This is a genomic window from Dactylosporangium sp. CA-092794, from assembly GCF_050948465.1.
Lineage (GTDB): Bacteria > Actinomycetota > Actinomycetes > Mycobacteriales > Micromonosporaceae > Dactylosporangium.
The window spans coordinates 313397-335394 of record NZ_CP192044.1 but is presented as its reverse complement, the minus strand read 5'-3'; the positions used below and the strand labels follow the sequence as shown (position 1 = coordinate 335394).

General features: G+C 72.1%; 23 protein-coding genes. 11 read left to right on the top strand and 12 right to left on the bottom strand.

Annotated features, from left to right (window positions below):
- Nucleotides 1-8 precede the first annotated feature (8 nt).
- Genes ACQPXD_RS01455 through hisC form a run of 3 tightly spaced genes read left to right on the top strand, consistent with a single transcriptional unit; the run spans nucleotide 9 to nucleotide 2632 of the window.
- Entirely contained in the window at nucleotides 9-542 is a 534-nt protein-coding gene (locus ACQPXD_RS01455) for an RDD family protein (RefSeq protein WP_432834010.1), read from the top strand.
- Between the two features lie 33 nt (nucleotides 543-575).
- Complete coding sequence (locus tag ACQPXD_RS01450) at nucleotides 576-1601, top strand: RDD family protein (protein ID WP_432834008.1); 1026 nt, start codon at nucleotides 576-578, stop codon at nucleotides 1599-1601.
- A complete protein-coding gene (gene hisC, locus ACQPXD_RS01445) occupies nucleotides 1598-2632 on the top strand; it encodes a histidinol-phosphate transaminase (protein WP_432834006.1) in 1035 nt (344 codons plus the stop codon). The genes ACQPXD_RS01450 and hisC overlap by 4 nt, the downstream gene beginning before the upstream one ends.
- 3 nt (nucleotides 2633-2635) lie before the next feature.
- Here the strand turns inward: hisC and ACQPXD_RS01440 are convergent, their stop codons facing one another.
- The 3 genes from ACQPXD_RS01440 to ACQPXD_RS01430 all read right to left on the bottom strand — a co-directional run bounded on the left by ACQPXD_RS01440 (nucleotide 2636) and on the right by ACQPXD_RS01430 (nucleotide 7153).
- A complete protein-coding gene (locus tag ACQPXD_RS01440; RefSeq protein WP_432834004.1) occupies nucleotides 2636-4018 on the bottom strand; it encodes a PQQ-binding-like beta-propeller repeat protein in 1383 nt (460 codons plus the stop codon).
- 867 nt (nucleotides 4019-4885) lie between these two features.
- On the bottom strand, nucleotides 4886-6097 hold the full coding sequence (fahA, locus tag ACQPXD_RS01435) for a fumarylacetoacetase (RefSeq protein WP_432834002.1): 1212 nt from the start codon (nucleotides 6095-6097) through the stop codon (nucleotides 4886-4888).
- A 183-nt stretch (nucleotides 6098-6280) separates the two neighbouring features.
- Complete coding sequence (locus ACQPXD_RS01430; RefSeq protein WP_432834000.1) at nucleotides 6281-7153, bottom strand: hypothetical protein; 873 nt, start codon at nucleotides 7151-7153, stop codon at nucleotides 6281-6283.
- A gap of 78 nt (nucleotides 7154-7231) precedes the next feature.
- Between ACQPXD_RS01430 and ACQPXD_RS01425 the strand changes: the two genes are divergently transcribed.
- Nucleotides 7232-8401, top strand: coding sequence for a homogentisate 1,2-dioxygenase (locus ACQPXD_RS01425; protein WP_432833998.1), 1170 nt, complete (start codon nucleotides 7232-7234; stop codon nucleotides 8399-8401).
- Here ACQPXD_RS01425 and ispF read toward each other — a convergent pair.
- Nucleotides 8398-8877, bottom strand: a complete 480-nt coding sequence (ispF, locus tag ACQPXD_RS01420) for a 2-C-methyl-D-erythritol 2,4-cyclodiphosphate synthase (protein WP_432833996.1) — start codon at nucleotides 8875-8877, stop codon at nucleotides 8398-8400. The genes ACQPXD_RS01425 and ispF overlap by 4 nt on opposite strands.
- 103 nt (nucleotides 8878-8980) lie before the next feature.
- On the opposite strand from ispF, the gene ACQPXD_RS01415 reads away from it, so the two are divergent.
- On the top strand, nucleotides 8981-9712 hold the full coding sequence (locus tag ACQPXD_RS01415; protein WP_432833994.1) for a TVP38/TMEM64 family protein: 732 nt from the start codon (nucleotides 8981-8983) through the stop codon (nucleotides 9710-9712).
- A gap of 493 nt (nucleotides 9713-10205) precedes the next feature.
- On the opposite strand, the gene ispD is transcribed toward ACQPXD_RS01415, so the two are convergent.
- Together ispD and ACQPXD_RS01405 are read right to left on the bottom strand one after the other, a co-directional pair.
- On the bottom strand, nucleotides 10206-10832 hold the full coding sequence (ispD, locus tag ACQPXD_RS01410; RefSeq protein ID WP_432843553.1) for a 2-C-methyl-D-erythritol 4-phosphate cytidylyltransferase: 627 nt from the start codon (nucleotides 10830-10832) through the stop codon (nucleotides 10206-10208).
- Between the two features lie 96 nt (nucleotides 10833-10928).
- A complete protein-coding gene (locus tag ACQPXD_RS01405; RefSeq protein WP_345120185.1) occupies nucleotides 10929-11414 on the bottom strand; it encodes a CarD family transcriptional regulator in 486 nt (161 codons plus the stop codon).
- Nucleotides 11415-11779: 365 nt separating this feature from the next.
- On the opposite strand from ACQPXD_RS01405, the gene ACQPXD_RS01400 reads away from it, so the two are divergent.
- A complete protein-coding gene (locus ACQPXD_RS01400; RefSeq protein ID WP_432833992.1) occupies nucleotides 11780-12535 on the top strand; it encodes a hypothetical protein in 756 nt (251 codons plus the stop codon).
- On the opposite strand, the gene ACQPXD_RS01395 is transcribed toward ACQPXD_RS01400, so the two are convergent.
- Together ACQPXD_RS01395 and ACQPXD_RS01390 are read right to left on the bottom strand one after the other, a co-directional pair.
- Nucleotides 12521-13537 (bottom strand): type III polyketide synthase, encoded by a 1017-nt coding sequence (locus tag ACQPXD_RS01395; protein WP_432843551.1) that lies wholly within the window; start codon nucleotides 13535-13537, stop codon nucleotides 12521-12523. The two genes, ACQPXD_RS01400 and ACQPXD_RS01395, sit on opposite strands and share 15 nt — an antisense overlap.
- Nucleotides 13538-13557: 20 nt before the next feature.
- Nucleotides 13558-14268, bottom strand: coding sequence for a methyltransferase domain-containing protein (locus ACQPXD_RS01390; protein WP_432833991.1), 711 nt, complete (start codon nucleotides 14266-14268; stop codon nucleotides 13558-13560).
- A gap of 3 nt (nucleotides 14269-14271) precedes the next feature.
- On the opposite strand from ACQPXD_RS01390, the gene ACQPXD_RS01385 reads away from it, so the two are divergent.
- The 4 genes from ACQPXD_RS01385 to ACQPXD_RS01370 all read left to right on the top strand — a co-directional run bounded on the left by ACQPXD_RS01385 (nucleotide 14272) and on the right by ACQPXD_RS01370 (nucleotide 18400).
- The gene (locus tag ACQPXD_RS01385) at nucleotides 14272-15135 is read left to right on the top strand and encodes a UbiA family prenyltransferase (RefSeq protein ID WP_432833989.1); all 864 of its coding nucleotides are present in this window, start codon (nucleotides 14272-14274) and stop codon (nucleotides 15133-15135) included.
- Nucleotides 15136-15220: 85 nt separating this feature from the next.
- The gene (locus tag ACQPXD_RS01380) at nucleotides 15221-15991 is read left to right on the top strand and encodes a hypothetical protein (protein ID WP_432833987.1); all 771 of its coding nucleotides are present in this window, start codon (nucleotides 15221-15223) and stop codon (nucleotides 15989-15991) included.
- A gap of 35 nt (nucleotides 15992-16026) precedes the next feature.
- The gene (radA, locus tag ACQPXD_RS01375) at nucleotides 16027-17430 is read left to right on the top strand and encodes a DNA repair protein RadA (RefSeq protein ID WP_432833985.1); all 1404 of its coding nucleotides are present in this window, start codon (nucleotides 16027-16029) and stop codon (nucleotides 17428-17430) included.
- A gap of 742 nt (nucleotides 17431-18172) precedes the next feature.
- Nucleotides 18173-18400, top strand: a complete 228-nt coding sequence (locus tag ACQPXD_RS01370; protein ID WP_432833983.1) for a hypothetical protein — start codon at nucleotides 18173-18175, stop codon at nucleotides 18398-18400.
- On the opposite strand, the gene disA is transcribed toward ACQPXD_RS01370, so the two are convergent.
- Complete coding sequence (gene disA, locus ACQPXD_RS01365) at nucleotides 18397-19536, bottom strand: DNA integrity scanning diadenylate cyclase DisA (protein WP_432833981.1); 1140 nt, start codon at nucleotides 19534-19536, stop codon at nucleotides 18397-18399. The two genes, ACQPXD_RS01370 and disA, sit on opposite strands and share 4 nt — an antisense overlap.
- A gap of 116 nt (nucleotides 19537-19652) precedes the next feature.
- Here disA and ACQPXD_RS01360 point away from each other — a divergent pair, with 116 nt between their 5' ends.
- Entirely contained in the window at nucleotides 19653-20240 is a 588-nt protein-coding gene (locus tag ACQPXD_RS01360) for a hypothetical protein (protein WP_432833979.1), read from the top strand.
- On the opposite strand, the gene ACQPXD_RS01355 is transcribed toward ACQPXD_RS01360, so the two are convergent.
- Genes ACQPXD_RS01355 through ACQPXD_RS01345 form a run of 3 tightly spaced genes read right to left on the bottom strand, consistent with a single transcriptional unit; the run spans nucleotide 20237 to nucleotide 21987 of the window.
- Nucleotides 20237-20911 carry a hypothetical protein gene (locus ACQPXD_RS01355; RefSeq protein ID WP_432833977.1) on the bottom strand — a complete coding sequence of 225 codons (675 nt, stop codon included), beginning with the start codon at nucleotides 20909-20911 and terminating at the stop codon, nucleotides 20237-20239. The genes ACQPXD_RS01360 and ACQPXD_RS01355 overlap by 4 nt on opposite strands.
- 60 nt (nucleotides 20912-20971) lie before the next feature.
- On the bottom strand, nucleotides 20972-21481 hold the full coding sequence (locus ACQPXD_RS01350) for a peptide deformylase (RefSeq protein ID WP_432833976.1): 510 nt from the start codon (nucleotides 21479-21481) through the stop codon (nucleotides 20972-20974).
- A complete protein-coding gene (locus tag ACQPXD_RS01345; protein ID WP_432833974.1) occupies nucleotides 21478-21987 on the bottom strand; it encodes a glycine cleavage system protein R in 510 nt (169 codons plus the stop codon). Before ACQPXD_RS01345 ends, ACQPXD_RS01350 begins: the two co-directional genes overlap by 4 nt.
- Nucleotides 21988-21998: the final 11 nt, after the last annotated feature.

Genomic DNA, 21998 nt, shown 5'->3' with positions numbered 1-21998 from the left:
GCCCGTTCGTGCCGCTCGCGCCCAACGGCATGCCGCTGGCCGGGTTCGGCGACCGGCTCCTCGCCTTCCTGATCGACGGCGCGGTGCTCTTCGGCGTCGGCCTGGTGCTGGCCATTCCCACCGTCATCGGCATGGTCGCGGTGTTCGCGGGCGCGGCGTCCTCCCTGGACACCGACCCGGTGACGGGTGAGGTGACCGGATCGCCGAACGTGGGGCTGTTCTTCGGCGTGCCGCTGCTGATCGAGTTCGGATATCTGCTCGTGATGCTCGCCGCCGGGTACATCTACCACGTCGAGATGTTCCGCCGGACCGGCATCACCTGGGGCAAGCGCGCGATGAAGCTGCTGCTGATCCGCGCCGACGACCCGGCGGCGCCGATCAACCGCGGCGTGCTGGTGAAGCGCTGGGCGGTGCAGAATCTTGGCGGGTTCGTCATTCCGTTCTTCTCGTACCTCGACGGCCTGTGGCAACTGTGGGACAAGCCCTACCAGCAGTGCCTGCACGACAAGGCGGCAGGCACCATTGTGGTGAAGGCCGGATAGGGTCTTCATGAACGGCTCGAAGGCGGAGGCGGCGTGACAGCGCCTGGGTGGTACAAGGACCCTGCGGACCCGGACGTCCAGCGGTACTGGGACGGCGAAGGCTGGATCGGTGAGTCGATCCCGGCCTCGGCACCGACCCCCACGGAGCCGCCGCCGGCGACACCGCCCGCTCCACCGCCGTTCCCCGGCGCCCAGGGCCGGCCCGGCAAGCAAGCGGACCAGCCGGTCGTGACCACGCCGGGCACACCGCTGCCGCAGGGCGCCGTGGTGCTGCCGCCCGGCACGCCGATCCCGCCGGGCGGGTTCCCGCCCGGTCAGCTGCCCCCGGGCGCGATCGTGCTGCCGCCGGGCACCCCGCTGCCGCCCGGACTGCGGCCGCAGGGCAACCTGCCGGCCAGCGCGGTGCAGGTGCTGCTGCCGCCGCGGGCCGGGCTGCCGAGCGCCGCCGCGATCCGCCCGCACGGCCACGCCCTGGCGCCGCTGGGCGCCCGGCTGGCCGCCCGGATCATCGACATCCTCGCCGTCGGGGCACTCAGCACGCTGGTCGCCGGCTGGTTCGTGTACCAGTACATCCGCGAGGTCGGCCCGACCTTCGTCGAGGCGATGCGCCGCGCGTCGAGCGGCCAGCCGATCGACGACCTCGCCACCGCCTCGCAGCGGACCAGCTGGCTGGAGATCGTGATCCTGCTCCTGATCGCCGCGCTGTGGTTCGCCTACGAGGTGCCCGCCATCGCCGGCAGCGGCCAGACGTTCGGCAAACGGCTACTGAAGATCAAAGTGGTCGGTTTGGACAGCGACCAGCCGCTCGGCTTCGGCCGCGCGATCCGCCGCTGGAACCCGCTCGGCCTGTCCGTGCTGCTGTGGACGTGCGGTCTCGGCGTGGTCATCCAGTTCATCGACAGCCTGTCACCGGTCGTCGACTGGCCGCTGCGCCGCGCGCTGCACGACCGATCCGCCGGCACCGTCGTCGTGATGGCCGAGCCGACCCCCGTCCCCGCGAGCCCCGTCCCCGCGAGCCCCGACCCCGACCAGAACCACAACGCCGGAGAACAGTCATGAGCCTCACCCGCCCGGATCTCGACGCCCTCCCCGCCTACGTCCCGGGCCGCAGCGTGCCCGGCGCCATCAAGCTGGCCAGCAACGAGGTGCCCTACGGCCCGCTGCCCGGCGTGGTGGACGCGGTCACCGCCGCGATCGAGGGGGTGCATCGGTACCCCGACATGGGCGTCACCGCACTGCGCGAGCGCCTCGCCGCCCGGCTCGGCGTCGCCCCGGAGCGGATCGCGACCGGCTGCGGCTCGGTGGCCCTCTTCGAGCACCTGTTCCGCGTCACCTGCCTGCCCGGCGACGAGGTCGTCTACCCGTGGCGGTCCTTCGAGGCGTACCCCATCATCGCGGCGACCACCGCGGCCACCAGCGTCCGGGTCCCGAACACCGCGGACCACGCCCACGACCTCGACGCGATGGCCGCCGCGATCACGGAGCGCACCCGGCTGGTCATCGTGTGCAGCCCCAACAACCCGACGGGCACCGCGGTGCGCAAGGCCGACCTCGACGCGTTCCTCGACAAGGTGCCGGCCAACGTGCTGGTCGCCCTCGACGAGGCGTACCGGGAGTTCGTCACCGACCCGGACGTGCCGGACGGCCTGGTGGAGTACGGCGACCGCCCCAACGTCGTCGTCCTGCGCACCCTGTCGAAGGCGTGGGGCCTGGCCGGCCTGCGCGTCGGCTACCTGATCGGCACCCCCGAGGTCGCCGGCGCCGTGCGCAAGGTCGTCACGCCGTTCTCCACCTCGCTCGCCGCCCAGGCCGCCGCGCTGGCCGCGCTGGACGCCGAGGACGAGATGCTCCGCCGCGTGGCCCTGATCACGGCGGAGCGGTCCCGGGTGGTCGAGGCGGTCCGGAAGGTGTATCCGGAGGTGCCCGAAACCCAGGGAAACTTCTTCTGGCTGCCGCTGGGCGACCAGGCCGCGGAGTTCGCCGCGCAGTGCGAGCGCGCGGGCGTGATCGTGCGCGCCTTCCAGGGCGACGGCGTGCGCGTCACCCTCGGCACCCCGGAGGAGAACGACGCTTTCCTCGGCGCGCTGTAGTTCCTAGCCGATGCCGACCAGGACCACCGTGTCCTGGCTGAAGTAGTACCGGTCGTCGATCTCGGATTCCTTGGTGGTCTGCAGCCGCTCGATCACCAAGTAGCCGGCATGCAGGTAATACAGGCTGTAGACAAACCGGTCCGCCGGCCGGATCCGCAGCTCGGTGCTCGACGTGACGGCCCCGGTCTCCAGGTTGAGCACCAGCAGCTGGTACTCGTTGTTGATCAGGTAGACGTTGCGCTGGTCGCCGCCGATCAGCCGGCCGGCGACCTCGGACATCCACAGCCGCTGGCCGGTGCTGCGGGAGAACGCCCAGATGTAGCCGCCGGTCATCTGCTGCGCGACCACGTCCCCGACCACGACCACGTTGTCCTTGTCCAGGACGGCCTCGGGCTTGACGGTGTGGTCGGCGGCGAACGACCAATAGGCCGGGGTGTTGGTCCCCACCCCCGAGGCGGCGTCGGTGTACGTCACGACGTCGCCGGTCGGCGCCGCCTTGAACAGCGCGCACCCGGACCGCCCGAGCTGGCAGGAGGTCGGCTCGATGTACCAGTTGGTCACGGTGTCGGTGCCGATCGACGCGCCCGGCGGCCGCCAGGTGGTCAGCAGCACCCCGCTCGCCGCGTCGTAGATCTCCAGGGTGGCGGGCTTGGCGCAGGTGTTCTTGACGAAGTACGCGTCGGCGCCGGTCCAGTCGTTCGCGCGGCACCCGGGCTCGGTGGCGAACGATCGGGTCCACTTCACCTCGCCGTCGACGGGATCGATCCCCTCGGCCACGTCCTTACCGGTCGCGATGACGACCGGCTGCTTGTCCACCGCGGACGCGCTCACGAACAGGTCCTCGGGCGCCCACATCGTCTTCGCCCCGGTCCGCCGCCCCTTGAACGACTCCCCATCGGCCGGCTCGATCTTCGTCTGCCAGACGATGTCACCCTTCTCGGCATCCAGGGCAACAATCTCCCCGTCCGACCACTTCGTGATCACGACGGACATCCCCACCCCGCTGGCCGGCTTCTCCACTTCCACGATCGACACGATCTCGGCCGGCCACCGCCGATACGACCAGTGCGGCGTGTTCATCCGCTGCGCCGTCACCGGCGTGTCCGCGAACACCCGCCGCTGCTCGGTATACACCCGAAGCCGCCCCTCCACGATCAGCGGCGCCGAGGGCAATTCGGCATACTGGATCGACTTGATCGGCTCCGGCGACGGCACGGGCTTGTCCGCCCGACTCACCGTCTCGGCCGGCTTCAGCGTGCGGTACGCCGTGATCCCCATGGCCGCGACCACGACGAGCACCAGCACTCCGGTGAGCACGAAGCGCACCGGCCGCGACCAGCTACGCGGCGACACCAGCCGCCGCAGCCACGCCCAAGCCGACCCCATAACCACCTCCGCGGGGCACCATACCCGGCGCATGTCGCAATCCGCTCACGGCGACGGTCGATCCGCAGCAGACTCACACCGCCCGCACACTCCCCACCCACAACAACCCCATCCACCCAGCTCCCGCCCCGCGACGGCGAGCGCCCCGCCCCGCACCCCGCCAACGGCCCCTTGGCCACCGAATGTCACCCGTCCGTGTCACGCCTCACACCACCTGCCACCGAACCTCAGCCCGAACCACGTCCACCCACCAGGCCCGGCGCGGAAACGGGCGCGGCGCAACCCGAGCGCGCGTCGCGTTCGCCGGCGTGCTGTATGAGGCCGATGCTTGATCGCGATGGTTGATGCCTGGCGGCAGGCGGCGCCCACCACGGGCTGGGCCTCGCCGGGTGAATGTCTCCGTGATCATGATGCGCGCGGTGGCCGCACCACGGGTTTTTCATGATCCCGGAGACTTTCGGTACACGGGTGTACATGGACACTCCGTGATCATGAAAAACCCGTGGTGTCTGCGGCGGGTTCGGCATGATCGCGGAGACTTCCGGTCGCTGCGCCGTGCTTTACCGCGGGCAGCGCCTCGCAATGTGGGACCTGCGTCCCGGATCGTGCCCGCCCCTGGCATGTGGGACGCGCGCGGCCATCGCGGCCGGCGGATCCGACGGGGCGTAGCGGCCGGCGGCGGGCATGGCGGTGCTCGTGGTGCCGGTTCCCGGGTGGCGCTGACCGCTACGGGTGCGGGGGTACGGGGGTGCGAGCGGGGCACGGTAGCTGCGGGCCGGACGCGTCGACCGCATGCAGCACCGCGGCTGCGGTTGTCCCGGCCTCGCGGGTCCGGTGCGGCGTGGCGCGGTCGCGGTGTGGGGTGCGTTACTCGGGCTTGGTTATCGTGCCGGTCACCTCCCCGAAGCCGACGCGGGTGCCGGATGGGCCCGGGGCCGTGGCGGTGATCGTGACCGTGTCGCCGTCGAGGAGGAAGGTGCGGGGGGTGCCGTCGGCGAGTTGGAGCGGGTGGGTGCCGTTCCAGGTGCGTTCGATGAAGGAGCCGGTCTGGTCGGGGGTGGGGCCGGAGACGGTGCCTGAGGCATACAGGTCGCCGGTGCGGGTCCAGGCGCCATTCACGGTGAGGTGGGCGAGTTGCTGGGCGGGGGTCCAGTACAGGCCGGCGAACGGCGGGCGGGAGACGAGCGTGCCGTTCCAGAAGACCTCGAGCTCGATGTCGTAGCCGTAGTGGTCCGCCGCCCGGAGGTAGGGCAGCACGGCCGGGTCCTGCGGCGGGGCCGGCGCCCGGGCGGCGTCCAGGGCGTCGAGTGGGACCAGCCAGGGCGAGATCGACGTGCGGAAGGACTTGCCCAGGAACGGGCCGAGGGGCTGATACTCCCAGGCCTGCAGGTCGCGGGCGGACCAGTCGTTGACCAGCACGGCGCCGAAGACGTGGGCGCGGAAGTCGTCGATGGGCACCGGGGCCTGTAACGGCACGCCGACGACGAAGCCGACCTCGGCCTCGATGTCCAGGCGGGCGGACGGGCCGAACGTCGGGACTGGGTCGTCGGGTGATTTGCGCTGGCCGTGCGGGCGGGGCACGTCGGTGCCGGAGACGACCACGGTGCCGGCGCGGCCGTGGTAGCCGACCGGGAGGTGCTTCCAGTTGGGCAGCAGCGGCTCGCCGCCGGGGCGGAACAGCCGGCCGAGGTTTGTGGCGTGCTCCTGCGAGGAGTAGAAGTCGACGTAGTCGGCGACCTCGAACGGCAGGTCGAGCCGCACGTCGCCGACCGCCAGCAGGAGCGGCTCGACCGCCTCCCGGTGCCGCGGGGTGGTGAAGAGCTCCGTGAGCCCCTCGCGCACGCGCCGCCAGACCGGGGGCCCGGCGCTCATGAAGCGATTCAGGGTGGCCTGGCCGAGGAACGCCCCGCCGGCATCGATCAGATCCCGGCCCTCGGCGGCGGCGAGGTTGAGGATGCGGTCGCCGATGCGGACCCCCGGCCAGCGGAACCGGTCCTGGCCGAACGCGCAGTAGGGCAGATTGTGCACGCCGAACGGATCCTCGTCGGCCAGTTCCAGCCAGGTCTCCGCCGCGCTCACGCCGCACCGCCAGGAACCACGCCGCCGGGACGCGACGCCGCGAACCAGACAGCGGTCATGACGCACCGCCAGGAACCACGCCGCCGGGACGGAACGGCGCGAACCGGACGGCGGTCACGGCGCACCCCCAGGAACCACGCGGCAGGGCCGGACAGGGACGGAACGGCGCGAACCGGACGGCGGTCATGAGGCACCCCCGGGCGAGGGAGGAGGTGAAGTAGGGCGGGGGCGGTCGAGCAGGCCGAGGGTGACCAGGTCGGCGACCGGGTCTCGGACGCTGCAGCTGCCGAAGCCGACCCACAGCGGGCGCTCGCGGTCCAGGGCCGGCAGGATGCGGTCCGCCAGGGGCGGGGCGTCGGTCGTGGCGAGGACGCCGCCCAGGTCGGCCGGCTCGGCGCCGTCGGCGGCGGCCAGGACGGCGACCAGGATGTTGAGGAAGCCGTGGTGGACCAGGCCGGTCTCGGCGTCGGTGTGGCGCAGCGCGTGGTGCAGGCCGGCGGTGAGCTTGAAGGGCAGGGCGCGGTCGCGGCAGGCGCAGATCACCGCGGCGAGCTCCATCGGCGTGGGGAACAGCTCGGCGGCCAGGCCGCCGGTGCGGAACTTCGCGGCCGCGGACAGGCCCTCGGCGCGCAGCGCCGCGACGGCGTCGAGCGCGGACATGAGGCCCCAGGAGAGGGGCACTTCGAGATACCACTGCCAAGGCTCTTCGTTCTTGCGCATGAGCGCCGCGAGCCGCTCGATGCCGGGCAGCGGGTCCTCGCCCCGCTTGGCGACCGGGCTCTCGATCTGGCGGGTGCCGGCGGGCAGGTCACCGAGCGCGGCCTCGACCGCGGCCGGCTCGCCGACCAGGCCGACGGCGGTGCCCGGCGGCGCGAGCGCGCGGAACTCGGCGCGGTCGGCGAGCGGGATGACCAGCGGGCCGACGAGCGGGGCATACCAGCGCGCGCGGTGCTCGGCGTGCGCCGGGACGGCGTCGGCCAGCGACGCGCTGCCCGGCGGGAACACGGCGGCGTCGTCGACCAGTGCGGTCAGCAGGGGTGGCACTGCGTTTGACACGGCTTCCGAATCTAGTGGACGCTTTACAGGGCGGACAACTTCGTCCGCTATCCGGACGCTCCTGTAGGGAGGGCCGTGATGCCGTACTACCGCCGCGTCGGCGAGGTGCCGCCGAAGCGCCACACCCAGTTTCGCCAGCCGGACGGCTCGTTGTTCGCGGAAGAGCTGATGGGGCAGGAGGGTTTTTCGAGCGACTCCTCGCTGCTCTACCACCGCCATCGACCGACCGCGATCCTCTCGGCAGTGCCCTTCACCCCGCCGGCGTGGGCGCGGGTGCCGAACCTGCCGCTCAAACCGCGCCATCTGCAGACGGGCAAGCTCGCCGGCGGGAAGGCGGACCCCGTGCTCGGCCGGCAGCACCTGCTGGCCAACGACGACGTGCGGATCTCCTACGTCGAGGCGACGGAGCCTTCGCCGCTCTACCGCAACGCGGTCGGGGACGAGTGTCTCTACGTCTCGGCGGGGGCGGTCACCCTGGAGTCGACCTTCGGCGCGCTGGAGCTGAGCGAGGGCGACTACGCGATCATCCCGACGTCGGTCATCCACCGCCTGGTGCCGGCCAAGGGCGAGCCGGTGAAGCTGCTGACGATCGAGGCTGCTGGACACATCGGACCCCCGCGGCGCTATCTGTCGGTGCGTGGACAGTTCCTGGAGCACGCGCCCTACTGCGAACGTGACCTGCGCGGCCCCTCGGCGCCCATACTCGTGGAGGGGTACGACATTTCTGTCCTGGTGCAGCACCGCCGTGGCTGGACTGAGCACATTTACGCAAATCACCCATTCGACGTCGTCGGCTGGGACGGCTGCCTGTACCCGTGGGCCTTCTCCATCCACGACTTCGAGCCGATCACCGGGCGGGTCCACCAGCCGCCGCCGGTCCATCAGACGTTCGAGGGCCCGAACTTCGTGGTCTGCTCGTTCGTACCGCGGAAGGTGGACTATCACCCCCTGGCGATCCCGGTGCCGTACAACCACCACAACGTCGACTCCGACGAGGTGCTCTTCTACACCGGGGGCAACTACGAGGCGCGGCGCGGCTCCGGGATCGAACTAGGCTCGATCTCGCTGCACCCGAGCGGCTTCACCCACGGGCCGCAGCCCGGCGCCGTCGAGCGCGCGATCGGGGCCGAGGCGTTCGACGAGCTGGCGGTCATGGTCGACACGTTCCGGCCGCTCGACCTGTGCGAACCGGCGCTCTCGATCGAGGACACCGGCTACGCCTGGACATGGTCACGAAACGGCGGCTAGGACCTCTCGCGCACGATCGGATAGATCAAGGCCACGGCGGTCGCGGCCAGGCCCTCGCCCCGGCCGGTGAAGCCGAGGCCGTCGGTGGTGGTGCCGGACACGCGCACGATGGCGCCGATCGCGGCGTGCAGCGTGCGCTCGGCCTCCGCCCGCCGCGTGCCGACCTTCGGCTTCACGCCGATGACCTGGACGGACACGTTGCCGATCTCGTAGCCGGCGGCGCGCACCTTCTTGGCCGTCTCGCGCAGCAGGGTGGCCCCGGAGGCACCGGCCCACTCCGGCCGCCCGGTGCCGAAGTTCGCCCCCAGATCACCCAGCCCGGCCGCGGACAGCAGCGCGTCGCAGATCGCGTGCGCCGCGACGTCACCGTCGGAGTGCCCGGCGAGCCCGTCCACTCCGTCCCATTTGAGCCCGGCCACCCAGCATTCGCGCCCGGATTCGAAGGCATGAACGTCAGTCCCATTGCCGATCAACATCACTTCCGGAGGGTACGACGAATCGGTGCACAACTGTGAACGTCCGGTTGCCGAAACGAATCCGGGGTCGGCATCTTGGCATCCGGGGCCTAGGCTGGGTCGGGTGCGCAGCGACCTGACGACCCCGACGAGCCACAAGCCGTGGTGGCGCACCGGAGCCGCGCTTCGCTTCGGTCTGCTCGCCCTGCTGGTGGCGACCCTGTCCGTGGTGATTCTCATCGCTCACCCCGACCGCGCCTCGCTGGTCCACGCGATCGGCCCGAACCACACCATGGCCCCGATCATCGCGATCGGCGGCTCCGCCGTGCTGACCACCGCCCTCGCGCCCCGCACGCTGCTGGCCGGCGTGGGCGGGTTGCTGTTCGGTTTTGTCGGCGGCGCGCTGTACACCATGCTCGGCCTCACCCTGGGCGCCCTGGTCGCCCACACCATCGGCCGCCTGCTGGGCCGCGACTTCATGGCGCGGCACCTCAGCGGCCGGCTGCTGGCGATGGAGCAGGCCGTCGCGAAGCGGGGGATGCTCGCGATCGTGATCTCGAGGATGATCCCGCTGGTGCCGTTCGGCATCGCCAACTACTTGTTCGGCACCACGAGCGTGCGCATGCGCTCGTTCGTGGCCGGCACGGTGCTTGGCGCTTTGCCCGCCACTTTGGCGTACTCCGCACTGGGCTCCGCCACCGCCCGCGGCGACGCGGTCGGCATGTCGATCGCCGGCGCGATGACCGTCACGCTCAGCGTCGGCGGCTCGATCGGCAGCTTCCTGCTGTGGCGCCGCCGCCCGCGCAAGGTCTGCGCCGGCTCGACCACCGCCGCGACCACTCCCGCCGCCGCCTGACCAGCCCGGGGACAAAACGCCCATTTTGCTGCGAGCCGGGGACGAAACTCTCCACGATCATGCTCGTCGCCATTCGGACACCGCAGCTTTTCCATGATCCCGGAGACATATGGTACCTATGTGTACATATTCACTCCGTGATCATGAGAATCGCCTGATGTCACCCGCGGTCCGAGCATGATCGTGGAGACTTCCGGCCGCTTCCACCCAGCGCCCAGCCGCGTCGGGCGGACGGGGGGCCACGCGGCACTGTCGGCGGATGCACGCAGCGGCCGAGCGCGCGACGGCCGAAGCTGGGGCGCAACGGCGGACGGTAGACCTGCCGGAACCGCAGGCCCATGGCGGCACGGCGAGCGGACGGCGGGCCGCGAACGGATGGCGACCGCGGCGGCCAGAGGGGCCACCGCACCGGCCAAGTCGGCCAGGTAGATCACAAGACCGGCCAAGGCGATCCCGGGCCGCCCCGTAGTAACGGTGCCGACACGGTGCCGGCTCAGAGCAGGAGCTGAGCGACGGCCAGGTCGAAGGGGCGGGTGATCTTCAGGGCGGCCTCCGCACCGGGCACGGTGTGGACGGTGACGCCGATCCGCTCCGCCAGGCCGGCGTCGTCGGTGTGGTCGTCGACGGCGGCCGCGTGGGCCTTCTCGAGCACCTCGCGCCGGAAGCCCTGCGGCGTCTGCACCGCCCGCAGCGACGACCGGTCGACCGTCTCCACCACGTCGCCGGAAGCCGAGACCCGCTTGATGGTGTCGACCACCGGCAGAACGGGTATGACCGCGCCGTGCCCCCCACGGACCGCCTCCGCGACCGACTCCACCAGCTCCGGTGGGGTCAAGGCGCGCGCCGCGTCATGGACGAGCACGATGTCGAAACCGTCGGGCACGATGGCGAGGGCGGCCGCGACGGAGGCCTGCCGGGTCGTCCCGCCGGGCACCACCGTGACCGGCGCCACAGGAGCGAGCAGCTCGGCCACCTCGGCCACGGCGTCGGCCGGCGCGGCGATGACGATGCAACCCACGCTGGGTGCGAGCGCGAGCCGGCGCACCGCGTGCACGAGCAGTGGCTCGCCGCCGAGCAGGCGGAGCGCCTTGGGGCCGCCGGGTCCGAGTCGGACTCCCATGCCGGCCGCGGGCACGAGGACCGCGACGTCACCACGCACAGTCGCGTGCGCCGTCACGTCGCGGTCCTCGATCGAAGGGATAGCCGGGCTGGAATGTCAGGCCTCGGTCAGCACCTTGTCGAGCAGCGTCTCCGCCTCGTCCTTGGTGCTCTTCTCGGCGAGCGCCACCTCGCCGACAAGGATGTCCCGAGCCTTGGCGAGCATGCGCTTCTCGCCGGCCGACAGACCGCGCTCACGGTCACGACGCCACAGGTCGCGCACGACCTCCGCGACCTTGAGCGGATTGCCGGAGGCCAGCTTCTCCAGATTCGCCTTGTAACGCCGCGACCAGTTGGTCGGCTCCTCGGTGTGCGGAGCGCGGAGGACGTCGAAGACCTTCGTCAGGCCCTCTTCGCCGACCACCTCGCGCACGCCGACGATCTCGGCGTTTTCGGCGGGCACCCGCACCGTCAGGTCACCCTGAGCGACCCTGAGGACGAGATACTGCTTCTCCTCGCCCTTGATGACGCGAGTCTCGATTGCCTCGATGAGTGCGGCCCCGTGGTGGGGGTAGACAACGGTCTCGCCGACACTGAAAACCATAGGTTCGAAACCCCTTTCGCTGTGTCTAGGGTAACACGGTCACGCGCCGTCGTCCCACCCCGGAGAGCAGCATTCGCGCAGGTCAGAACACATGTGAGTCCCCTTTCTCCCGCTTGACAGGAATCGTGGAACCTGCTGTGTAGCGGATCAACAACCGGGAGCACACACAAATGGCCTGCCAGCCGGACATATCCGATTGACTACCGCAAGTGTCTCGCGCCGCGCGGGAGCCGTCCAGCACCGACACGCTGAGTGACCTGACCAGCGGCGGAGCGTAGATGATACGCACACATCTCGATGGAGTCTCCCTCTGGCGCGCAGGCGCCGCGTGAGGGAAAGTTGAGGCAGGTGCGAGGAGAACAGCGATGGGCACGCTGCGCGGCGACAACGGCGGTGGTGAGCGACCACAAGAGGGCGGTGGACTGCCCGACCTGCCGCCTGAGTGGGGCACGATCATCATCCCCGACGATGCCGGTGCGCTCGATGCCGAAGGCGCACCGATCCGCAGGCAATTCCGCCGCGCGACAATACGCCGGCGCTGGCGGCGGCGGTTCCACCTGCGGCCCGAGCCCATGGGCCGGGCCACCGACGAGTCCCCCGGCCTGGCCGTCCCGCTGCTGATCATGTCGATCGCGGTGATCGCCACGCTGGTCAGCCTGTTCGCCGTGGCGTGGCCGGGCAACCACCCCAAGACCACGCCGCACGTCGGCTCCGCCTCGCCGCCGGCCCCCATCTCCCTGGCCGGCGTCAGCCTGCAGGGCGCCGACGGCGCGCAGGTGGCGCTGAAGGATCTCGCCCCGGCGGTGATCCTGCTGGTCGAGGGGTGCTCGTGCGAGAAGCTCATCGGCAGTACCGCTGATGCGGTGGCGGACTCGAAGGGCGAGGCCAAGGTCCTCGTCGTGGCCACCCGGCCGCCGACCCTGCCGAGCGGCCTCAACGAGAAGGTGACCGTGCGTGCCCTCGCCGACCCCAACAACGCGGTGCGAGCCACGGTGCCGGCGCTCACCGGCGAGCACACCAGCTCGGCGGTGCTGGTCGGCCGCAGCGGCGTCATGGTCCGGGTGGTCAAGTCGGTCACCACGCCCGACGCCTTCCGCGACGATCTGTCAAAGCTGCAGTAGCACGCCGTAGAGGGTGAGGCCGGGGCCGAAGGCCAGGGCCACCGTCGTGCGCGGCGGGCCGGCCGCGCGCCGGCGCAGGGCGTCGATGATCAGCAGTACCGTCGGCGAGGAGCAGTTGCCGTGCGCCGCCAGCGTGTCGCGGGACTCGGCCAGCGCCGCCTCCGGCAACTCCAGCCGGTCGCGGACGACGTCGAGGATCCGGGGGCCTCCGGGGTGTACCGCCCAACCATCAACTTCTGCGGGAGTGAGCCCGTGCGGCTCGATCAGCCGCGTCACCAGGTCGGCGACGTAGATCGACAGCACGTCGGGCACCTTGGGCGACAGCCCCATCCGGAACCCGAGGTCGGTGACGTCCCAGGTCATGTGATCCGCGGTGGCGGTGTCGGTCACCGCGACGATGTCGGACACGCCGGCGCCCGCCCCGCCGGGGACCAGCACGACCGCGGCCGCCGCGTCGGAGAACAGCGAGTGCGCCACGATCTGCTGCGGATCGTCGGTCGGCGGCTGTACGTGCAGGCTGGTGAGCTCCAGGCAGAGCAGCACCGCCGGCCGGCCGCGGGAGACCACGAAGTCCGACGCCGCGCCCAGCCCCGGCAGCGCGGCGTAGCAGCCCATGTGCCCGATGAACAGGCGTTGCGTGTCGGGCGCCATGCCCAGGTCACGGGCGAGGAGGATGTCCAGCCCGGGCGTGGCGTACCCGGTGCAGGAACACACCACGAACAGCCCGACCTGGTCCGGGCGCAGTCCGGCGGCGCTGAGGGCCCCGCCGACGGCGTCCTTGCCCAGCGGGAGGGCCTCGGTGAGATACCGGCTCATCCGCTTGGCGGTCGACCAGCCCGACGCGTCCTCCACCAGCGGGTTGACCGCCCCGTGCCGGGTGACCACGCCGGCGTTGGCGAAGATGCGCTTCGCCAGACCCCGCCTGGGCCCGTTGTAGTGCCGCTCGAAGAAGCCGTCCCATACCTCGTCCTGGCGCATCTGGCCGGGGAACGTCACGTGCATTCCCGCGATGGCGGCACCCGTCACCGGTACCCCTTCCTACCGCGCCCCTGGTAGAGGATCGCGGTCGAGAACGTCGGCACGATCGGCACAGGGTTACGGCGGGTGACCAGCCAGCGGGCGAGGGCGGGCAGGGCCGGTCGGACACCGCGCACCGCGAGCGGCACCCCGTGGCGGGCGCACTCGGCGCGCAGGCGCCGCGGGTCGACGAACAGGGCGGGGTCGTGGATGCCGCGCACCGCGGGCAGCACGGCCTCGGCGAGGCGCACGGCGATGAGCCGGGACAGCGCGGTGTCGGCGAGGGTGTCCAGCACCAGCCAGCCGCCCGGGCGCAGCACCCGGCAGGCCTCGGAAATCACCCGGGACAGGCCGGGCACGTGCTCCAGCAGCTCACCCGCGCTCACCACGTCGGCGCTGCCGTCGGCGAACGGCAGCCGCCGCACGTCGGCGAGCACCGGCGCGATCCCGTGCGCCGCCGACTGCTCCAGGCCGGACACGACCAGATCGACGCCGATGTGGTGGTACCCCTTGTCGGCCACGTGCGGCGCGAGCAGCCCGCCGCCGCAGCCCAGGTCGACCAGCACGGCGCCGGGGCGCTCGGCGGGCGGGATCAGCCGCGCGCGGGCGCGGGCCAGCCAGTAGAGCATCGACAGCGGGCTACCGGGGCGCCACCACTCGCCGGCCAGGTCGTCATACTGACCCGGATCGTTGCGAGCCCGCCGCACCGTCGGCATGAGATGAGCCTGACATGGAACCCTTCCAGCGGCCACACTTGCCGAATGTCGGTTGCGATCTCGCTGTTGCGGGCTAGCCATCCCGAACCGGCGGCCGGCGTCACGGCGGTGGCCGCCCTGCTGTCGATCGGCCTGGACCGGCCGTTACCGGGCGTGATTGCCGTTGCGGCGACGGTACTGGCGAGCCAGCTCTCCATCGGGTGGGTCAACGACGCCCTCGACGCGCCCCGCGACGCCGCGACCGGGCGCACCGACAAGCCGGTCGCGACGGGCGTGTTGTCCCGGCGGCTGGTGTTCACCCTCGGGGCGCTCGCGGCGGTGGCGTGCGTGCCGCTGGGCTTCCTCTCCGGGCCCGACGCCGGCCTGGTCTCCGCGCTGGCGCTGGTCTCCGCGCTGCTCTACGACTGGCCGCTGAAGTCGACGCTCGCCTCGGTGGTGCCCTACGCGGTGTCGTTCGGGGCCCTGCCGGCGTTCGTGGCGCTGGGCGCGGGCCGGACCCCGCCGGCGTGGCTGATCGCCGCGGGTGCGCTGCTCGGCGCCGGCGCGCACTTCGTCAACACGCTGCCCGACCTCGACGACGACGTGCGGACCGGGGTCCGTGGCCTGCCACACCTGCTGGGCCGCCGGGGTTCGCTGCTGGCCGCCGCCGTGCTGCTGCTCGCGGCGACCGCGACGCTCGCGTTCGGGCCGCCGGGTCCGCCGCCGGTGCTGTTCTGGCCGGCCCTCGCGGCCGCGCTCATCGCCCTTTCCCTGGGGTGGTACCGCATGAGCCGCGACCCTGCCTCGCGCGTACCCTTCCTGTCCGTCATCGCGGTGGCGTTGATCGATGTGGTGTTTCTGCTGGTCAGCGGCCTGCACCTGGACTGATCCGCCAGGGCGAGGGTGGCCGTTATCGGCAGATCAACGGCATCTAGGCTGTAGTGCGGCCACCCCTTGACTTGGAGGACCCAAGGTGACGCGTTCGACTCTGGCCACGCCGCTGGCTCGCCGCACCATGCTGCGCGCCGCGCTCATGGCCTCGGCCGCGCTCGGCGTAGGCCTGCTCTCCGCGTGCGGGGCGGGCCAGATCACGCAGACCGACACCCAGGTCCCGGCGGTGCCCGGGGTCAACGTCAACAGCACCGACGGGCAGATCGCGCTGCGCGACGGCCTCGTCACCTACGCCGACGAGTACAAGCCCGGCTCGACCGTCCCGATCAGCGTGCGCCTGTTCAACAACAGCCACCAGACGGCGAAGCTGACCGGCGTGACCAGCGACAGCGGCACCTTCGTGCTGGTCGGCCAGGGGTCCGCGAGCTCGGCGGCGGCCGCCGCGGCGCCGGCCCCGTCCTCCTCCGCCCCGGCCTCGGCCTCCGCGACGCCGTCGGGCTCCAAGAAGCCGTCGGGCTCCGCCCCGGCCTCCGGTGGCGCCTCCGTCCCGGCGTCGCCGTCGGCCTCCGCGCTGGCCGCCCCGGCACCGACCTCGGCCGGCACCGCCAAGATCAGCGTCAACCTGCCGGTGTCCGGCTTCGCCGTGCTGAGCCGCGACACCGAGACGTACCTCGCCGTCGACCGGCTGACCGGCAGCGCCCTGCGGGCCGGCGACGCGCTGAAGAACGTGGTCTTCACCTTCACCTACGCCGACGGCACGACGACCACGATCACCCTGCCCGAGCTGCCGATGACGCCGCCGCTCACGCCGCTGCCGAAGCCGAGCCCGGTCGTGCCCAACGGCGGCGAGTGAGCTTTTTTGTCGTACCCCTCCGCTAGCTTCTTGGTGTGACCAAAGCCAAGGGCGCGATCTATGAGTGCGACGTCTGCGGGCACCGGCCGCCCAAGTGGATGGGTCGCTGCCCGGAGTGCGGTGAGTGGGGCGCCATCCTGGAGCTCGCGGGCGGCGCCGCCGTCGGCCCGGCCGCCCTGCGCACCGTGCCGTCCCGTGCCCCGCTGGAGCCGGCCCGCCCGATCGCCGAGATCAGCGCCGCTCCCGCGAAGGCCCGCCCGACCGGCGTCGGCGAGTTCGACCGGGTGCTCGGCGGCGGCATCGTCCCCGGCGGCGTGGTCCTGCTCGCCGGCGAGCCCGGTGTGGGCAAGTCCACACTCCTGCTCGACGTGGCCCAGCAGTGGGCGAAGCAGGGCGACAGCCCGGCCCTGGTGGTCAGCGGGGAGGAGTCGACCAGCCAGGTGCGGCTGCGCGCCGAGCGCATCGGCGCCCTGCACGAGCGGCTTTACCTCGCCTCCGAGACCGACCTGTCCGCGGTCCTCGGCCACCTCGACGCGGTCAAGCCCGGCCTGCTGATCCTCGACTCCGTCCAGACCGTCTCCGCCCCCGGCGTCGACGGCGTGGCCGGCGGCGTCACCCAGGTCCGCGCGGTCACCGCCGCCCTGGTCGCCATCGCCAAGGAGCGCGGCCTGGCCACCATCCTGGTCGGCCACGTCACCAAGGACGGCAACGTCGCCGGCCCCCGCGTCCTGGAGCACCTCGTCGACGTGGTCCTCAACTTCGAGGGCGACAAGCACTCGTCGCTGCGGATGGTCCGCGGCCTGAAGAACCGCTTCGGCGCCGCCGACGAGGTCGGCTGCTTCGAGATGCACGAGGGCGGCATCACCAGCCTGCCCGACCCGAGCGGCCTGTTCCTCACCCGCTACGCCGACGCCGTCTCGGGCACGTGCGTCTGCGTCGCCATGGAGGGCCGCCGCGCCCTGGTCACCGAGGTGCAGACCCTGATCGGCGCCCAGATGCCCGGCTCGCCGCGCCGCACCGTCAGCGGCCTGGATTCGGCCCGCCTGGCGATGGTGCTCGCGGTGCTGCAGCGCCGCGCCGGCATCCAGCTGCACGACCGGGAGGTCTACGCGGCGACCGTCGGCGGCCTGCGGGTGACCGAGCCGGCCGCCGATCTGTCGCTGGCGCTGGCCGCGGCATCGGCGGCGCACGAGTTACCGATGCCGCCGGACCTGGTGGCGCTGGGCGAGGTAGGCCTCACGGGTGAGGTGCGGCGCGTGGGCGCGGTGCCCCGCCGACTGGCGGAGGCGGCCCGCCTGGGCTTCCGGTTCGCGCTGGTGCCACCCGGCTGCGGTCCGGCGGCCACGGGCGTCACGCCCCCAGGGATGCGGGTGCTGGAGGTCAACGATGTGCGCACAGCGCTGCACTACGCGGTGAAGGCTACGGCCGAGGAGGTGTAGCCCCGAGGGCGACGCCACCGCCGTCGCCAACCAAGCGTTTCCGGCCGCCTTGCCCCCGGCCGCCCGCGGACCGCGCCACCACCGACGGCCTTGGTCGGTCAACTGCAGCCCGATCAGCGCGTGCAGGGCCACGTCCGCCGGCGTGGTGTATGAGCTTGGCGTGCCCGTCACGGACCGACACCGGCGCGGGCCGGGGCGCGGCGCATGCGACCGGGGCGCGGCGCATGCGACCGGGGCGCGGCGCGTGCGGCCGACGTGGTTTGCCCGCGCCCGGCACCGGCCAGCGCCGCGCGGGAACCGGCACCGCTGGCCGCCATCCCGTCGGCGACCAAGCAGTGCCCGGCCCGCGCGCCCCACCACTCAGGGGTGGGCACGATCGGCGATCACGTCCTACCCGTCGGGCGCCGCACGCCACTTCGCACGCCACGCCGCACGCGCGCGGCGCGCTCCGGCCCCACGCCACTTCGCACGCCACGCCACGCCGCACGCCACGGCGCAGGGACCGGAAGTCTCCGTGATCTGCACACTCGCGCATCGACACCAACGGTTTTTCATGATCACGGAGTGCTGATGTACCCCTGTGTACCAGAAGTCTCCGGGATCATGGCAAACCCGGTGTGCGGTTACCGCAGGCATCATGATCACGGAGACATACGTCCGGCCCGGCCGCGCAGATCGGCCGTTGCGCCCGACGGGTGCGACATCCGCACCGGTCGGCCGCGCTGCCCCGGGGTCGGCGCCGATGATCGCTGGTGCCGCGCCGGTGGACGCCGACGCCCAGCCTGCAGCGGCCGCCGACGGCGAACCGCCGGGCGTTGTGACTTATCGGCCGCGCAGGGAGCGGACGAATCCCTCCGTGATCATGGAAAACGCCTGGTGCGGAGGGCGACTGCAGCATGATCGCGGAGAGTTGTGGCCGGCGCGGCGCTGGAAGCAGGGCGGGGGCGAGCGGGTGGTGGTGAAGGTCTAGACGTAGCGCTCGAGGATTGAGGCCTCGGCCAGGCGGGAGAGGCCCTCGCGGATGCCTCGTGCCCTGGCGTCGCCGACGCCCTCGACGGCCTGGAGGTCTTCCACCGTGGCGCCCAGCAGGCGCTGGAGGCTGCTGAAGTGTTCTACCAGGCGTTCTACCACCAGCGAAGGGAGCCTTGGAACCTTGGCCAGCAGGCGGTAGCCGCGGGGGGAGACGCCGGCGTCCAGGGCGTCGCTGGCGCCCGGGTAGCCCAGGGACTTCGCCACGCCGACCAGGTCGATCAGCTCGGTGGCGGAGAGGGCGTCGAGCTCCTGCAAGGCGTCATCGGAGGTGCGGCTGCGGCGGCTCGGCGGTAAGTAGTCGCGGATGACCAAGGTGCGGTCGGCCTCCACGCCGGCCATCAGCTCCTCCAGCTGCAGGGCCAGGAGGCGGCCGTCCGTGCCCAGCTCGACGACGTAGCCCGCGATCTCGTCGGCGATGCGGCGGACCATTTCCAGGCGCTGCACAACCGCGACGGCGTCGCGGACGGTGACCAGGTCCTCGATCTCCAAGGCGGAGAGGGTGCCGCTGACCTCGTCGAGGCGCAGCTTGTAGCGCTCCAGGGTGGCCAGGGCCTGGTTGGCCTTGGACAGGATGGCGGCGGAGTCGTCCAGGACGTGGCGCTGACCGTTGACATACAGGCCGATGATCCGCATCGACTGGCTCACCGAAATGACCGGGTACCCGGTCTGCTTGGCCACGCGCTCGGCGGTGCGGTGGCGGGTGCCGGACTCCTCCGACGGGATCGTCGGATCGGGCATCAGGTGGACCGCCGCGCGGACGATTCTCGTGCCGTCACTCGACAGGACGACCGCGCCGTCCATCTTGCACAGCTCGCGGAGGCGGGTGGCGGAGAACTCGACGTCGAGGGGGAAGCCGCCGGTGCAGATCTGCTCGACCACGCGGTCGTAGCCCAGCACGATGAGCGCGCCCGTGCGGCCGCGCAGGATGCGCTCCAAGCCGTCGCGCAGGACGGTGCCCGGGGCCATCAGGGCCAGGGTGGCGCGCAGCGGGTCGGCGCCGGGCAGGGCGGCGGCCCAGCCCCCGATGAGGCCGGTGTTGGCGCCGCCCCTGCCGGGCTCGCGGTCAATCGGCACCCGCCTAGTCTACGGATGGTCGGTCATCCGGTGCTGGTGCGGTATCGACCCAGCCCGTAGAGTGGGCGGATGCCATCCGCCGATGGATGGTGGTGCATACCTGAGGGGTCCAACCGGTGGCCGGTCCGGAGCGGATCGAATGGCGGCGGAGCTTCCCGTCCCGGTCCGTCGGGACCCTGGTGTGGTATGTCGTGTCCGTCGTCCTGCTGATCCTGCTCGTCCGGGCGCTGTTCGCCGACGAGCCGCAGACGCTGGGCTCCGGGGCGCACAATCCGCTGGCCGACCTTCCGATGTGGACGGCGGGGCTGGCGGTGGCCGGGGCGGTGCCGGTCACGCTGGCCGTGGTGCGCCGGCCGCGGGTGGGTGCGAACCACTTCGCGCTGACCGTGCGGCCCGGCTGGGTGCGCACGCTGGTGCTGCCCTGGTCGCGGGTGGGTGAGGTGGCGGCGGTCGAGGTGGGCGGCGAGCGGTATCTCACGATCCGCCTCCGCGCGGGCCTCGACCGCACGGGGACAAACCCGGCCTGGGTCGATCAGACGGTGCGGCGCGAAATGGCCAAAGCCGGCGAGGGCCGGGTGCGCGGGATCGACCTCGCGGTGCGGCTGCGCGACTTCACCGGCGGCCCGGAGGGGCAGCTGGCGGCGCTGGCCGCGTTCGCGCCCGACCAGGTGCTGATCGCGAACAACCTCGGCAAGGCGCGCTAGGTCAGCTGGATCTGGACCGGGTCGCTGATCTTCGTGGCGAGGCGGCCGACGAGCTGATATTTACCCGCCGGTGGTACCTCGCGGTTGACGCAGCTGGTGTTGGTGGCCTTGCCGTTCCAGGTGGTCTCGAACGACATCTCGATGCCGGGCTTCATGACCGTCGGCTTGCTGCCCTTCAGCGGGTCGCACTGGTCCGACGACCAGACCTTGGCCGCGCCGACCTGCAGATACAGCTCCTGGTAGTCGGCGCCGAGGTCGCGCACGCAGTCCTGGGCGGAGACGTTCTTGACCTTGAGCGTGAATTTGAGGTACGCCCCGCGGAACTGCACCGGCTGGTCGGGCGCGGCGGTCAGCGAGAGGTCGGCGTCGGCGCACGGCGGGGCGATGGCCGCCACGGACGGTGGCGGGGCGGCGGCGGAGCTCGCGGGCGGCGGCGCCGATGAGGCCGGCGGCTCGCCGGTCGTCGGCACCTGAATGGTCACCGTCGGGTCCACGTCGGCCCGCGACCGCTGGTCGGCCGAGGCCGCGTCCGACACCTTCCGGTCGTCCGGGGCGCTGCCGCCGCCGCAGGAGGCCCACAGCATGAGCCCGGCGAGCACGACCACCCCGCCGACGATCGCCCGACGCCGCCAGTAGACGCCGGGCGGCAGAGGGCCAACCGTCAGCTTCATGATGTACTCACCGTATCGGGGGAACAGCCCGCAGTTGGGGCGGCACGCCGGGGCGAGCGCTCAGAGATAGACCTTGCGGGCGTAGACGGCGTGGGCGCCGGCGACCCGGTCGAGGAACAGCAGCCCGGCGCAGTGGTCGATCTCGTGCTGCAGGGCCCGCGCCTCGAACGCGTCGGTGGTGATCTGCACCTCCTCGGTCTCGCCGGGTGGGTAGCCGGCGACGACGAGCCGGTTGGCGCGCTTGACATCACCGGTGAGGTCGGGGACCGACATGCAGCCCTCGCGCCCCTTCTGCCACTGCGTGGCCTCCAGGATCCGGGCGTTGCACAGCACGAACGCGCCGTGCACGGTGCGCGCCTTCGGGTGGCCGGTGACGTCGACGGCGAACACCTGCGCGCTCACCCCGACCTGGGCCGCGGCCAGCCCGACGCAGCCGGGCGACACGCGCATGGTCGCGAGCAGGTCCTCGGCCAGCTGCAGGATCTCGGGCGCGGTCGGGTCGACCTCGGCGCCGGCGGTGCCGAGCACCTCGGCGGGCGCGCGGACCACCGGCAGTACGGCGCCGGTCACAGCAGATCCGCGTCGGCCGGGCGCAGCGACACCTCGACGCCGAGGCGCTGCGCGGCGGACTGCAGCGCGGCGTCGAGGGCGGCGGGGTCGACGACGTCGACCTCGGCGACGACCACGTAGAGGTGGCCGGACAACCGGGTGGTCAGGTCCGTGATGTTGCCGCCCGCCTCGGCGACGGTACGGCTCAGCGTGGCGACGATGCCGAGCCGGTCGGCGCCGTGCATGGTGAGCACGTGGTGGGAGCCGGCCGGCTCGTGCACCGGCTCCTCAGCGACCGCACGCACGGTGACCAGCAGCGTCCGGTCGGTGGTCAACGGCTCCAGGGCCGCCTCGATCTGCTCGGCGGTGGGCGGACCGGCGCACACCAGCGTCATCGCGAAGTGCCCGCGCAGGCGGGTCATGGTGGAGTCGGTGAGGTTGAGGCCGAGGCGGGCCAGGATCTCGGCCACGTCGGCGATGATGCCGGGCCGGTCGTGCCCGATGACCGTGACGGCGTACTCGTTCACGGGCCTTATCC